This window comes from Mucilaginibacter sp., assembly GCF_041663085.1.
Taxonomy (GTDB): Bacteria; Bacteroidota; Bacteroidia; order Sphingobacteriales; family Sphingobacteriaceae; genus Mucilaginibacter.
Genome location: NZ_JBAZRC010000056.1, coordinates 1 through 14,853, shown reverse-complemented (window position 1 = coordinate 14,853; position 14,853 = coordinate 1). Strand labels below are relative to the sequence as shown.

The following is a 14,853-nucleotide window of genomic DNA, read 5'->3' as shown; positions in this document are numbered from 1 at the left end:
AAAATAAACGCCACACGAACTACTTAATAGCATTTGTCCTGATTTGCCTCGCAACTTGTCGCTATTACCCCCGCCGCGTATAAATCTGGCTGCCCATCTTTGTGTTATTAAAACTTACAATCATGAAAGAACAATTTAAGATCACTGTTAACGCACCACGCAAAAAGGTTTGGGAAACACTTTGGGGTGAAACCACTTATCCGGTATGGACAGCCCCGTTTTGCGAAGGGTCTACCGTAACTACCGACTGGCAGGAAGGCAGCAAGGTTTTATTTGCCGATGGTAAAGACCGGGGTATGATATCTGTCATTGCACGGAATATCCCTTACGAACACATGTCGTTTAAAATGCTGGGCGAACTTGTTAATGGTGTTGAGGATTATACCAGCGAGAGTGCCAAAAAAATTGCAGGTGCTTTTGAAAATTACACACTTACACCCGATGGTGATAAAACCCTTCTGGTGGTTGACCTGATTGGCATTAACATGGATAAAGACATAATGGATTACTTAATGGCAGCCTGGCCCGACGCGCTGGATGCATTAAAGTCGATTGCCGAAGAATAAGTATTGTATCAGGCTTTTTACGGTGAAATAGCTTGTAATTGTGCTTTTAGGCTATTTTTGCCCTATGAAAAAAATAGCATTACTATTACTTACAAGCCTGATATGCGGCACCGGCTTTGCCGCGGGAATAGATACCATAAAAAGGGAAGGTTACACGCTGATCGTGTCTGGCAATGACGAGCATTTTGATGAGGGTATTAAACAGAAGCTCATCAGCACGTTTTTTACCGTGTACCCTAAAATTGTTAAGGAGTACAACAAAAAAAGCCTGAAGACGGTAAACTTTTTCATCGATACAGCTTACCATGGTGTTGCCGCTACAGATAATGGCCGCGTTGTTTTCAGCGTTGCTTACATGACCAAGCACCCAAATGATATTGATGTGGTTACCCACGAGGTAATGCACATTGCACAAGATTACGGCAGTTTTGACGGGCCAGGCTGGTTAACCGAAGGCATTGCCGATTACGTACGTAACGAACACGGCGTAGCTAACCCCGCTGCCAACTGGAAACTGCCCGATTATAAACCAACCCAAAACTATGATAACGCTTACCGCATTACCGCACGCTTCTTAGTATGGGTAGAAACAAAGGTTAAAAAGGGCACGGTTAAAAAACTCGACAGCCAAATGCGCGATCATACCTACACAGCCGACACATGGAAAAAGCTTACAGGTAAAACTGTGGATGAGTTGTGGAAGGATTATTCTGATAACCCGGCGATATAATAAAACCCCGTCATTGCGAGGAGCGTAGCGACGTGGCAATCTTCGATAGAAACTATCACTCGCAATGACTGGCTTAAAATGAATACAAACAAGAAAGGCTTTCCAAATGGAAAGCCTTTCTTGTTATGTAGTTAATAGTAATTATCAACCACCTAAGGCTGCCGCACCACTTACAATCTCGGTAAGCTCGGTAGTGATGGCTGCCTGGCGTGCCTGGTTGTATGAAAGTTTTAGGGCTTTCAAAAGGTCACCTGCGTTTTCGGTTGCTTTATCCATCGCGGTCATACGTGCGCCATGTTCAGATGCGTTCGAATCTAAAACGGCACGGTATAACTGTATCTTAATATTTTTAGGGATCAGTTGCTCTACAATCTCTTCCTGTGAAGGCTCTAAGATGTAGTTAACCTGGTTTTCAATAACAGCATCTTTAGTTTTTACTATTTCGGCTGGTTTAGCTTCTGGCAGTGGTACAGGCAACAATTGCTCAGCCACCTGGAATTGTACAGCCGCGTTACGGAAATGGTTATACACCAGTTCAACACGGTCGTAATCGCCATTGATAAAGCCCTGCATTATCGATTCAGTAATTTTTGAAGCGTTAATAAAGTTCAGATCAAGGTATAAGTCGTTATTATTACCAATTACGTTAAACTTACGGCGCTGAAAAAACTCCTGGCTTTTTTTACCGATAGCAACAATAGATACATTGCCCGCTCTTAACTGCTCGCTGTATTTTTCGGCAATAAGGTTATTGGCAGTTTTAATAACGTTAGTATTAAAAGCACCCGCCAAACCACGGTTTGATGATACAACCACAACCAATACACGTACCGGCTGGCGCTGCTGAAGATATGGTGAAGCACCGTCCTCTAAACTTGCCGATAGGTTAGCCAACAGGTCTTTCAACTTATTAGCGTACGGGCGTAATTGTACAATAGCATTGGTTGCCCTTTTCAGCTTTGCTGCCGAAACCATTTTCATGGCTTTGGTGATCTGCTGTGTTGAGCTTACGGATGCTATCCTGTTTCTTACTTCTTTTAAATTAGCCATTCTTTATTTGAGTCTTAAGTCTGGAGCCTTTAGTCTTAAGTCAATATGTCTGACTTAGAACTAAAGACTTCCGACTTTGAACTTAATTAATATTTACCTGCCAGTTCTTTAGCTACTGTTTCCAGTACGCCTGTTAACTGGTCATCAAATTTACCTGCTTTAAGGGCTGCCAGCACTTCTGGGTGGCGTTGCTCTAACTGGTTGGTGTATTCTGTTTCAAACTCACGTATCTTGTTAACCGGTACGTTACGCATCAGGTTTTTAGTACCCAGGTAAATAATAGCTACCTGTTTTTCAACCGTTACCGGCGAGTACTGGCCTTGTTTAAGGATCTCTACGTTACGTGCACCTTTGTCAATTACGTTTTTGGTTGATGCATCTAAATCCGAACCGAATTTAGAGAATGCCTCAAGTTCACGATATTGAGCCTGGTCAAGTTTAAGTGTACCGGCAACTTTCTTCATAGATTTGATCTGCGCGTTACCACCCACACGTGATACCGAGATACCTACGTTAATTGCGGGGCGGATACCGGCTAAGAACAAGTTCGACTCCAGGAAGATCTGACCGTCAGTGATCGAGATCACGTTGGTTGGGATATATGCTGATACGTCACCTGCCTGGGTTTCGATAATAGGCAATGCGGTTAATGAACCACCACCTTTAACGATGTGTTTGATAGACTCCGGCAAGTCGTTCATTTGCTGCGCGATGTTATCATTGCTGTTAACTTTAGCGGCACGCTCTAATAAACGGCTGTGCAGGTAAAACACGTCACCCGGGTAAGCCTCACGGCCCGGTGGGCGGCGTAATAATAATGATACCTCACGGTAAGCAACCGCCTGTTTAGAAAGATCATCATAAACGATCAATGCAGGGCGACCAGTATCGCGGAAGTATTCGCCGATTGCAGCACCTGCAAACGGAGAGAAGAATTGCATGGTAGCAGAATCCGCAGCACTTGCCGAAACAACTATTGAGTAAGGCATAGCACCGTTCTCTTCAAGCGTACGTACAATATTTGCAACGGTAGAGGCTTTTTGGCCACAAGCTACATATATACAATATACCGGGTTACCGGCATCGTAAAATTCTTTTTGGTTGATAATGGTATCGATACAAACGGCAGTTTTACCGGTTTGGCGGTCACCAATAACCAACTCACGCTGGCCACGGCCAATCGGGATCATCGCGTCGATAGCTTTGATACCTGTTTGTAATGGCTCGGTTACCGGCTGGCGATAGATAACACCCGGAGCTTTACGCTCTAAAGGCATTTCGTAAGTTTCGCCAAGTATCGGGCCTTTACCGTCAATTGGGTTACCTAAAGTATCTACAACACGGCCAAGCATGCCTTCGCCTACGTTGATAGATGCGATACGGTTGGTACGTTTTACATTGTCACCTTCCTTGATGTCGTCAGACCTACCCAACAATACCACACCCACGTTATCTTCTTCAAGGTTCAGTACGATACCCTGTAACCCGTTATCAAATTCAACCAGCTCACCTGATTGTACTTTAGTTAATCCGTAAACACGTGCAATACCGTCACCCACCTGGAGTACGGTACCCACTTCTTCTAATTCAGATTCTGACTTAAAGCCGGCCAATTGCTGACGCAAAATTGCTGATACTTCGTCTGGTCTTACCTCTACCATTTTTTGAATTTATTTTAGAGTTTTAATTTAATACTATTTGATTGCAACTTGTGCAAAATCCTTTTTCATTCGTTTTAAGCTGTGGGCAATGCTGGTATCAACCTGTCTGTCACCTACAGTAAGTACAAAACCACCAATTAGTGATGGGTCAACTTTATCAGTAAGCTTAACAGTACCGCCAATTGCTTTCTGCACATCGTCAAGCATTTTCTTCTTGTTCTCGGCAGATAGCGGTGATGCTGTTACCACTTTAGCATTGGTAATATGGTTCTTAAGATCATACAAGCCAATAAACTCATGCGCGGTAGTGTATAACACTTCTCCACGGCCTTTATTAACCATAATGTTTAAAAATGCCAGGGTTACCTTGCTTACTTTGTTACCAAAAATATCGGCAATAATGTGTATCTTTTTGCTATGCGATATAATAGGGTTGCCTAAAACAGCCTCAAGCTCTGAGCTACCTTTTACAGTATTCAGAAAAAGCTCCATATCTGTCTTAACCGCTTCAAGGGCTTTTTGCTCCTCGGCAAGGTCAATTAGTGCTTTCGCGTATCTTAATGCTACTGTTATTTCTGACATATTTTAGTTATTGTGAGCGGTGAATTGTGAACGGTAAGTGGTTTAACTACTCTCTATTCTCTGTTCACTACTCTCTTATTACAACTTAACTTCTTTAAGCAGGTCGGCAACTAATGCATCCTGTTTGCCCTGGTCTTCAAATTGCTTGCGCAATACTTTCTCAGCAATCTCTAATGATAAAGCTGCAACCTGGTTTTTAACATCAGCCATAGCAATTGCTTTTTGGTTGTGTATGTCTATACGGGCAAGCTCAATCTGGCGGGCACCTTCTTTGTGTGCAGCTTCTTTTGCTTCAGCTATGATCTGGTCTTTAACCTTTTTAGCTTCCTGCAAAATGGCGTCACGCTCTAAACGTGCTTGTTTTATTAAAACTTCGTTCTCATTTGTTAAACGAGACATCTCTTCTTTAGCAGCCTCTGCTTTTGAAAGCGCATCTTCAATAAAACGCTCACGATCGTCAAGGGCACCCATAATAGGTTTCCAGGCAAATTTGGCAAGTAAGAAAAACAGCACTGCAAATGATACCGTTGTCCAGAATACTAAACCAATATCGGGGGTAACTAATGGATTCATTATTATATGATAATATATTTTAAAAAATCAATTTAATAACCGTGCCCGCGGCCAATCGCAACGGGAACGGTTAAGGTTTTATCCTCGGGGAGAAATATTATTTCAAGCCCAGGAATGATACAACCACAGCGAACAAAGCAACACCCTCAACAAGGGCAGCAGCGATGATCATTGCAGTTTGGATTTTTGAAGCAGCTTCTGGCTGACGGGCAATACCTTCACAGGCTTTACCACCAATTTGACCGATACCGATACCGGCACCAATTACTGCTAAACCTGCACCAAGTGCAGCGATACTTCCAATCATTGTTTTAAATTTAAAGTGAATATATAGTATATAATTATTTACAAATATTAATGGTGATGCTCTTCAATAGCTGTACCGATAAATAAAGCGGTTAACAGCGTAAAGATAAATGCCTGCAATGCCGCTACCAGCAATTCCAATACATCCATAAACACCACAAAAGCAACTGATACCGGTGCAATAGCAAAAGACTTGAACACAAATATCAATGATATTAAGCTAAGCACTATAATGTGCCCTGCCGTAATGTTGGCAAACAAACGTATCATCAATGCGAAAGGCTTTGATATGATACCTACCAGCTCGATAACCCACCATAAAGGCCAGATCCAAACAGGCACATCACCCGGCACAAAAACGTGTTGCCAGTAATGTTTGTTACCGTTAAGGTTAACCACTAATAAGGTGATAACCGAAAGCACCAGCGTAACCGCTATATTACCCGTTAAGTTTGAACCACCCGGGAAGAAAGGCACCAGGCCTATCAGGTTATTTATCCAGATAAAAAAGAACACGGTTAATAACAACGGCATAAAGCGCTGGTATTTGTAACCGATGTTTGGACGGGCAATATCATCCCTTACAAAAAGAATGATAGGCTCCATAAAAGATTGTAAGCCTTTTGGCGCTTTACCCTGGCGTTTCTTATAGGCTGATGATACACTCAGGAATACAATTAAAAGCACAATGATAGACATCCACATACTTACCACGTTACGGGTAATAGAGAAATCATAAAGCTTACCTGAGGCTGCCTCATCAACTTCGCCGGCTTCGTTAACTATTTTAACTTTATCGTTAACCAGCTTATAATTATAGTTGCCTTTATATACACCAGCAGCTTCCGCTTCGTGCTCACCTGCTTCATGAGCAAATTTGGCCGATGAGAACATCTCTAAACCCTTATCGGTATAAATAATAACCGGCAAAGGCAAATGGGTATGACCAATAATATGCAGTGAATGCGAATCGGCAATGTGCTCTAAAATCACTTCGCTCGGTTCAAACTTTTTTTCAGCGCCTTCGGCATGCTCATCTTGAGAAAAAGCAGGGATCGAAAATGCGGTTAGCGTTAAAAAAACGGCACAAATTCGTAAAAGTGTAAAAATTTTTGTTTTCAAAATTGAGCTTTTATACATCTAAATAAAGTTTTTTACTTTAAATTTTGGTTGCGCAAGTTACGCAACAAAACGTAAACTTCAAAGGCCGTATTTAAGAAATATAAGTAAAAGAAATTGCCTGCAAAAACGCCCTTTTCTACCTTATTTTTGAGCAAAAAAATCACCATAAATGCCAGGCAGGCCAATATTTTAAAAGTTGTTCCGGCCAAAAAAACCTGGGCATAGTTTTCGGGGTTTATTTTTTGAGTAAATAATATTGCAATAACTACTAAAAATGTAAGGCCGGTAATATAGGCGAACATGCCCCAAAAATGCGGCATCAATAAATTAGCGTTCCCGGTAAAAGCAAGGCATACCGGCAGTATGGCCAAAACCGCTACAAAAATGGCAAACGAGATAAGGGCAGGTTGTATTTTCATTAAAGTAATCTGTTTTTTAAAGGCAATGAAGCTATCATGAGTTTATTTATGTTGGTTTTTGAGCGGTAACTCATGATGGTTTCATTTTTTTACAGATCGGATAACAATAAACAATGATATAAATACACCGGCTAATGAAAGCGCTGCTGTAACCCATTTGGTATCGTGATGCGTAGCTTCATCAATTTTATAACCGGCGAATGCAAAGATGCCAATAATCGCGATCATCTGGAAAGCCATACCGGTATATTTAGCATAAGCACTTATTGCCTTACTTTCCTTATTACTATCGGGTTGTTCATTTTCTGCCATCCTGCAAATTTATTAAACCTATTGCATAATGTTTAGTATTTTAGCAAGGCATTATAAACCTTAGTAATATCAACTATTAGCATACCGTGTAATGGAAAAGGTGGTGAATTTTATTAAACAGGACGAAGAAGAAATACTTTACATCCAGCATTGGTTAAAACAGCCTGTTATTGAACGGCTAAGGGAGGTAACCCGCCTTAGATATAATTACTATAAATGGCTTAATAAATCCTTCCCTGCTAAAATTGAAAAGGTTGTTAGTAAGCACCCGTTATGATACTTGAAAAAGATTTCCAGGAATTTATTGAACTGTTAAACAAACATAAAGTTGCTTATATGATTGTAGGAGCGCATGCACTTGCATTTCATGGCAAACCTCGCCATACCGGCGATCTGGATATATGGATAAATCCAACTGACGAAAACGCGAATAAGATGTTATTAGTGATCAATGACTTTGGTTTTGGCTCTGTTGGTTTAAAAAAAGAAGACTTTTTAAGGGAACACTATGTAACTCAACTCGGATACCCTCCATTAAGGATAGATATATTGAATAGCATTTCAGGAGTTGCTTTTGAGGAAGCTTATAATAATAGGTTGTTCATTGATGTTGATGATTTAACAATTAGCTATATTGGCTTAGGGGATCTTATTAAAAACAAAGCCGGAACAGCAAGAAAACAAGACATTGCAGACCTTGAAAATCTTTATAAGTTAGCCGGTTCTTCAAAAACGAAGAGTGACAAAAAAAAATAACCTATCACAAAATAATATTCCATTGAGGCATACTTATACCATTTCTGTACCAAAGTTGTTTTTGCTTGCAATAGTGATGGTTATTGCGGGGTGCTCGCTCGAAAAAAAGAGCGCCCTTAACCGCAACCTGCAAAACCTTACCGCTAAATATAACATCCTGTTTAATGCTAACGAACTGCTGCGCACAAAACAGGCCGCATACGAAGAAGCTTATGTAGATAATTACACCGAGCTTTTAAGCGTTTACCGCGATACCGTTGCCAAAAGCGATGTACCCGATAAAGAACTTGATGAAGTTAAAGCAAAGGCCAACACTATCATCAGTGTAAAAGAGCAAAGCCATTACCTGGGCGATGCCTACCTGCTGCTTAGTAAGGCCAACTACCTGGACGGGAATTATTTTGATGCGGTTGAATATGCCAACTATGTTATCCGGTCATTTGGTGCCAATGCCGACCTGAAACAGGAAGCCCTGGTTTACAAGGCACGGTCGCTGTTATACATCAATCAGCCTGCTGATGCTAAGGCCACTTTAGACAGCGCCTTACAAAACATCAACCCAAAGAAAAAAATAACAGCCGATGTTTACGCCACCAAACTGCAGTATGATATAAACGTACAGGAATACATTGATGCCGAAGCAATGGCAAAGCTGGCCGTAGAATACGCCCATTCAAGTGACCAGAAACTAAGATGGACGTTCATCCTGGCACAATTGCAGGAACTTAACCACCAACCGGCCGACGCAATAGCAAACTATACCCGCGTTAGCAAAAGCAACGTGGAGTTTGATATGGCCTTTAACGCCAACCTAAACCGCATACGTATTGAGGATAGCCAGAGCGGTGTAAAAGTAAGCAGGCTAACACGCTTGCGGTCGTTACTTAAGAACTCCAACAACAAAGATTTTACTGATCAGATATACTTTCAGATAGCACAACTGCAATACAACGATGGCGAAATTGATAACGCTTTGAAAAGCTATCGCCTCTCGGTTAACAGCAGTACTAAAAACCAAAGCCAGAAAGGCCTCTCCTACCTGCGCATGGCCGATGTTTTATTTAAACATAAAGCCGACTATAGCGGTGCCGGTAAATATTATGATAGCGCGCTGGTTAACCTGTCGCCCAAATACCCTAATTACGCCATCATTAAAAAGAAAAGCGATAACCTGCAAATATTGGCCGACAGGCTGCAAATCATATCACGCGAGGATACTTTACAAATGCTGGCCAAACTTGATGAGCCAACCCGCCTTGCACGTATTGATAAAATGGTGGATGCGCAGATACTTAAATCGCAGCCCTCGCCGGTAAGTGTTGCACAAAACAAGGGTATGGTTAATATAAACCAGCCCCCTCAAGAAAGCACACCAAATGGCGATAACTTTTATTTTGCCAGCAGCAATGCCATAAGCCAGGGCTTTAGCAATTTTAAACGCGTGTGGGGAAACCGCCGTTTAGAGGATAACTGGCGCCGGGCCAATCGTGCAAGCAGCGATATCACCCAAAACAATTCGGCAGCTATACAGCAAATTGGCGACCCTGATGCACCGGCAAATGATGTAGTAAATAATGCTGCCCAAAACAAAGCAACCGCGGGTAATTACAGGCAAAGTTTAATACAAAACCTGCCGCTTACGCCTGTGTTAATGGCACAATCAAACAAACGCATGTTTGATGCCTATTTGGATATTGCCAACTTTTACCGTGACGTACTGGACGATAAGAAGGAAGCCATTGCCGCTTATGAACTATTGCTGAGCCGCTTCCCCGATAGTGATAACACACCAGCCATTTACTATAACCTGTACCGTTTATACACCGAAACAAATGTACCGCCATCGTCTGATAAGTATAAACAACTGTTGGTTAAAAATTATCCGCAAACACCATTCGCCAAAATCATCCTCGACCCTGATTACGCCAAACACATAAGTGATGAGGATAGCGGTTTCAGCACCTTATATAATAAAGTTTATGACCTGTATGCCGCCAAACAATACCCGCAGGTAATAGCCGCCGCCGATGCGTTAATGGCGCAATACCCAAACAACAGGCTTGCCGCGCAAATCTATTACCTGCGCGCTTTTGCCGCAGGCCACCAGGAACCGTTAGCACCGTTTAATAATGACCTGCAACAGATAGTAGCCAAATACCCTGCCGATAAGCTGATAACGCCATTAGTAAACCAACACCTGGCCTATATTACCGCCAACCAGGCAGAACTGGCTGCACGCCCGATAGTAATATCAGACCGTGAATTGAACGACCCGCAGTTTACCATCCCAATCGTTTATCAGCAGAAAACAGAATACCGGGTAAAGGCCGAAAAATATGAGCCTGTTGAGGATGTGCGCAAACCGGAGCCAAAGCCTGTTGCCCCGCCTGTAAAAGAAGAAAAAGCTTCGGCAATAACTGCAATTACACCGCCACCTGCTGCCACACAACCGGCACAGGTAATTGTACCGCCAACCCAACCGGCAGCACAGCCTGTTAAAGAAGCCCCGTCAATTTTTAACATGCGCGATAGTACCAACTATTACTTTGTGGTAAATGTGAGTACCGGTACAACTAATTTGGCCTCTTCGCGTTTTGGTATCGGGCAGTTCAACAGGGTAAATTTTGAAGGCAATACCATTAAACACCAGCTAAAAGCAGTGGGTACCGATAACCAACTGATATACGTTGGCCGTTTTGCAAACCTTACCAATGTTAAGGATTATGCCCGTGCTATTATCCCGCTTATGCCCGATATTATGAAGGTACCAAAGGATAAATACAGCTTTTTTATTATAACACAAGAAAATCTGGATAAATTAGCCGACCAAAAAACATTAGATAATTACATAGATTATTATCAAAAACACTACTAAAGGAATGATCAACAAAAAGAATAAGAATAGTATTAGCACGCAGGATATAAGACGTTACAACTGGTATATATGGCGGTTGTTTATAGCCGGCTTTGCCTTTTTTGTGATCATGATATTGCTGATAGCTTTCCAGGTGTTTGGCCCGCTTCCATCTTTCCGTGAACTGGAGAACCCTAAAAGCGACCAGGCATCAGAGATCATATCGTCCGACAAGCAGATCATCGGTAAATATTATATAAAAAACCGCTCAAACGTAACTTACAAACAGATCTCGCCAAACGTAATTAACGCGCTCATCTCTACCGAGGATACCCGCTTTTACCAGCACTCCGGGATAGATTTTCAGCGTACGTTCAGTATTGTATTGTACAACCTGGTAGGTAAAAAACAGGGCGGCAGTACTATTACACAGCAACTGGCGCTAAACCTTTTCTCAGAGCGGGCCCACAACCCATTTAAACGTATCATCCAGAAACTACAGGAATGGATAACCGCCGTTAAAATTGAGCGCAACTACACCAAAGAAGAGATCCTGACCCTGTACTTAAACACTGTTGATTTTGGTGCTTATAACACTTATGGCATCAGCTCGGCAGCCCGTACGTATTTTTATACCACACCCGATAAGCTTACGCCAGACCAGGCTGCACTTTTAATAGGGATGATAAACGGGCCCGGCATTTACTCGCCTATTAACCACCCCGATAATGCCAAAAACCGACGCAATTTTGTATTACGCCGCATGAACGAAGAGGGCCTATTAAGTGATGGGCAGGCCGAAGAATATAAAGCAAAACCGCTTGGCTTAACTTTTAGGCCCATTGATCATAATGAAGGTATTGCAACTTATTTTAGGGCCGTATTGAAAAAAGAGGTGCAAAAAATACTGGTTGATAAATCTATCATGAAGCCGGATGGCACTACCCCTTATGACCTTGACCGCGACGGACTTAAAATATACACTACCATTGATGCCACCATGCAGCAATACGCCGAGGAAGCGCAGAAAGAATATATGCGTACCCTGCAGGCTCAGTTTAACGCGCACTGGAAAGGTATCAGCCTTTGGAAGAGCATCCCAACCTTTAAAAACTTACTGGAAAAAGGCAAGCACCGCTCAGACAGGTATATCGCCTTAAAAGCGCAGGGAAAATCGGAAGAAGAAATTACCGAAGATTTTAACACCCCGGTAAAGATGAACCTGTTTACCTGGCGTGGTGATATTGATACGCTGATGAAGCCTATCGATTCGATAGTATACTGCAAAATGATGCTGCGCAACGCGTTGATGAGTATGGACCCAACAACCGGCTATATTAAGGCCTGGGTAGGCGGCACCAACTTTGAGCATTTTAAATACGACCAGGTAAAAATGGGTACGCGGCAGGTTGGCTCAACCGCTAAACCGTTTACTTATGCCGTGGCTATTGAAAATGGCATTTCGCCGTGTATGCAGGTAGCTAACGAGCCCATCACCATAAAAGGCTACGGTGCCGATTGGACGCCGCGCTCGTCGCAAACGGGTACAATACCCGGTGTAATTACCCTGCGTACGGCTTTGGCCAATTCGCAAAACTGGGTTACAGCTTATGTTATGAATGAGGTTAAGCCCGAACCTGTTGCCGAACTGATCAAAAAAATGGGGATAACAAGTAACGTGCCTCCTTACCCTTCCATTTGCCTGGGTAGTTTTGATGCGTCGGTATTTGATATGACAGGTGCTTATTCGGCATTTGTAAATGAAGGCGTGTGGACAGAACCCACCTATCTGCTGCGTATAGAAGATAAAAACGGGAACGTTTTATATAATAACAGCCCACGAATTGTACAGGCTATGAACCCCCAAACCGCCTACGTAATGACCTATATGTTAAAAGGTGTTATACAGGAAGGTACCGGCTACAGGTTACGCGGCAAGTATGGTTTAACCAACCCAATTGGTGGTAAAACAGGTACAACAAACGATAACTCGGACGGTTGGTTTATGGGCATTACCCCGCAACTGGTTACCGGCATCTGGACAGGCTGTGAAGACCGCGATATCCACTTCCGTACAACCCGCCTGGGTGAAGGTGCAAACACCGCCCTACCTATATTTGCAGGTTATATGAAACGCATTTATGCCAACCCTGCGCTCGGCATCAAAAAAAATGTAGACTTTGTACCGCCAAAATCGGGGGTATCTATCACGCTTGATTGCGGGGCCTACAGCCAGCAGCAAACGGGGACAAGCGATGTGGATAAGAAGTTAGATTTCTAATTGTTCATTCGTTCACTGGTTCATTAGTTCATTGGTTGGATAGTTCAATATATTATGAGTTATTATAATCTTGAAGATTTAGAATTGTACCAGTTAGCCGAAACCTTTAGCAACGAAATTTGGTTTTTAGTAAGCGAGTGGGATTATTTCGCAAAAGATACAGTTGGAAAGCAAATAGTAAGATCAGCTGATTCTATCGGCGCTAATATAGCCGAGGGGTACGGCAGGTATCATTATAAAGAGAACCGAAACTTCTGTTATTTTAGCCGAGGATCTATTTTAGAAACGAAAGGTTGGCTGAAAAAAGCAAGAACGAGAAACCTTATTAGCGAAGAGCAATTCAACACACTTATTGAAAATCTTCAAACCATTCACATTAAGTTGAATAGTTATTTAAAGTTTATTGGTAAGTCATCCGGTCTCAAAGCAGACCAATGAACTAATGAACAAATGAACCAGTGAACCAGAGTATGGAGAAATTCGATTACAGGGAAGCTTTAAAAAATATACCGCACAAACCGGGTGTATACCAGTACTGGGACAGCGAGAAAGTGCTGATCTATATTGGTAAGGCTAAAGACCTGCGTAACCGTGTAGGCTCTTATTTCAATAAGGATACCCAGATAAATGCCAAAACAAGGGTGCTGGTATCCAAGATCCGCAATATCACTTTTACCATTGTTGATACCGAGGTGGATGCTTGGCTGCTGGAGAACAGCATGATCAAAAAGCATCAGCCGCGTTACAATGTAATGCTGAAAGATGATAAGACCTACCCGTGGATCATTATCAAGAACGAGAACTATCCCCGCATTTTCTGGACACGCCGTATCATTAAAGACGGTTCAAAATACCTTGGCCCGTATGCATCGGTAAGCATGATGCACACTATTTTAGGGCTCATAAAAGAAACCTACCCGCTGCGTACCTGTAACCTTGCCCTGACCCGGGCAAACATCGAAAAAGGGAAATTTAAGGTTTGCCTGGAATACCAGTTGGGCAACTGCAAGGGGCCTTGCCAGGATTACCAGTCAGAAGCCGACTACGACCATAACATCAGCGAGATAACAGATGTACTGAACGGAAAGATCGGCAACGTTGTACGCAGCCTGAAGAGCGACCTTGACAAAGCTGTAAGCGAGCTTAACTTTGAGCAGGCACACCGGCTGAAGAGGAAACAGGACCTGCTGGAGAACTACCAAAGCAAATCAACAGTTGTAAATTCATCTATTACCGATGTGGATGTTTTCAGCATCGCATCCGAAGAGAAATACGCTTTTGTAAACTTCCTGAAAGTGATGAACGGCACCATCACCCAAACACAAACTATAGAGCTTAAGAAACGGCTTGACGAGACCGATGAGGAACTGTTAACCATTGCCATAACCGAGTTCAGGACCAGGTACAACAGCACCTCTAAAGAGATCATTGTGCCATTTAAGATAGATGTAGACGACGTTAAACTAAAATTCACCGTACCCAAGCTGGGCGAGAAACGTAAACTGCTTGATCTGTCGCAAAAGAACGTGATGTTCTTTAAAAAGGAAAAGATAGATCAGTATGAAAAGCTAAACCCAGAGGTACGTACTGAGCGCCTGCTTAGCCTGATGATGAAGGACCTGCGTATGAATACCCTTCCGC

16 protein-coding genes are annotated in these 14,853 nt (G+C 42.6%); 8 read left to right on the top strand and 8 right to left on the bottom strand.

The features are described 5' to 3' along the window. Positions 1-122: 122 nt before the first annotated feature. Positions 123-566, top strand: coding sequence for an SRPBCC domain-containing protein (locus WC615_RS12120; RefSeq protein ID WP_372978355.1), 444 nt, complete (start codon positions 123-125; stop codon positions 564-566). 64 nt (positions 567-630) lie between these two features. Then, positions 631-1,296, top strand: a complete 666-nt coding sequence (locus tag WC615_RS12115) for a basic secretory protein-like protein (protein ID WP_372978354.1) — start codon at positions 631-633, stop codon at positions 1,294-1,296. 144 nt (positions 1,297-1,440) lie between these two features. On the opposite strand, the gene atpG is transcribed toward WC615_RS12115, so the two are convergent. The 8 genes from atpG to WC615_RS12075 all read right to left on the bottom strand — a co-directional run bounded on the left by atpG (position 1,441) and on the right by WC615_RS12075 (position 7,321). Then, entirely contained in the window at positions 1,441-2,346 is a 906-nt protein-coding gene (gene atpG, locus WC615_RS12110; RefSeq protein WP_372978353.1) for an ATP synthase F1 subunit gamma, read from the bottom strand. 86 nt (positions 2,347-2,432) lie between these two features. Then, entirely contained in the window at positions 2,433-4,007 is a 1,575-nt protein-coding gene (gene atpA / locus WC615_RS12105) for a F0F1 ATP synthase subunit alpha (RefSeq protein ID WP_372978352.1), read from the bottom strand. A 33-nt stretch (positions 4,008-4,040) separates the two neighbouring features. Continuing rightward, positions 4,041-4,589 (bottom strand): ATP synthase F1 subunit delta, encoded by a 549-nt coding sequence (gene atpH, locus WC615_RS12100; protein ID WP_372978351.1) that lies wholly within the window; start codon positions 4,587-4,589, stop codon positions 4,041-4,043. Positions 4,590-4,667: 78 nt separating this feature from the next. Beyond that, positions 4,668-5,162 carry a F0F1 ATP synthase subunit B gene (gene atpF / locus WC615_RS12095; protein WP_067062312.1) on the bottom strand — a complete coding sequence of 165 codons (495 nt, stop codon included), beginning with the start codon at positions 5,160-5,162 and terminating at the stop codon, positions 4,668-4,670. A 97-nt stretch (positions 5,163-5,259) separates the two neighbouring features. Continuing rightward, positions 5,260-5,469 (bottom strand): ATP synthase F0 subunit C, encoded by a 210-nt coding sequence (gene atpE / locus WC615_RS12090; RefSeq protein ID WP_067062340.1) that lies wholly within the window; start codon positions 5,467-5,469, stop codon positions 5,260-5,262. Positions 5,470-5,516: 47 nt separating this feature from the next. After that, positions 5,517-6,590 carry a F0F1 ATP synthase subunit A gene (gene atpB, locus WC615_RS12085; protein ID WP_372978350.1) on the bottom strand — a complete coding sequence of 358 codons (1,074 nt, stop codon included), beginning with the start codon at positions 6,588-6,590 and terminating at the stop codon, positions 5,517-5,519. Between the two features lie 32 nt (positions 6,591-6,622). After that, on the bottom strand, positions 6,623-7,009 hold the full coding sequence (locus tag WC615_RS12080; protein WP_372978349.1) for a hypothetical protein: 387 nt from the start codon (positions 7,007-7,009) through the stop codon (positions 6,623-6,625). 81 nt (positions 7,010-7,090) lie between these two features. Next, entirely contained in the window at positions 7,091-7,321 is a 231-nt protein-coding gene (locus WC615_RS12075) for an AtpZ/AtpI family protein (protein WP_372978348.1), read from the bottom strand. 91 nt (positions 7,322-7,412) lie between these two features. Between WC615_RS12075 and WC615_RS12070 the strand changes: the two genes are divergently transcribed. The 6 genes from WC615_RS12070 to uvrC all read left to right on the top strand — a co-directional run. Beyond that, positions 7,413-7,598 (top strand): hypothetical protein, encoded by a 186-nt coding sequence (locus WC615_RS12070; RefSeq protein WP_372978347.1) that lies wholly within the window; start codon positions 7,413-7,415, stop codon positions 7,596-7,598. Next, on the top strand, positions 7,595-8,077 hold the full coding sequence (locus tag WC615_RS12065) for a nucleotidyltransferase (protein WP_372978346.1): 483 nt from the start codon (positions 7,595-7,597) through the stop codon (positions 8,075-8,077). Before WC615_RS12070 ends, WC615_RS12065 begins: the two co-directional genes overlap by 4 nt. Before the next feature lie 22 nt (positions 8,078-8,099). Next, positions 8,100-10,952 (top strand): tetratricopeptide repeat protein, encoded by a 2,853-nt coding sequence (locus WC615_RS12060; RefSeq protein WP_372978345.1) that lies wholly within the window; start codon positions 8,100-8,102, stop codon positions 10,950-10,952. A 4-nt stretch (positions 10,953-10,956) separates the two neighbouring features. Then, a complete protein-coding gene (locus WC615_RS12055; RefSeq protein WP_372978344.1) occupies positions 10,957-13,212 on the top strand; it encodes a penicillin-binding protein 1A in 2,256 nt (751 codons plus the stop codon). Positions 13,213-13,266: 54 nt separating this feature from the next. Then, entirely contained in the window at positions 13,267-13,650 is a 384-nt protein-coding gene (locus WC615_RS12050) for a four helix bundle protein (RefSeq protein WP_372978343.1), read from the top strand. 32 nt (positions 13,651-13,682) lie between these two features. After that, a partial coding sequence (uvrC, locus tag WC615_RS12045; RefSeq protein WP_372978342.1) for an excinuclease ABC subunit UvrC occupies positions 13,683-14,853 on the top strand: 1,171 nt, incomplete at its 3' end.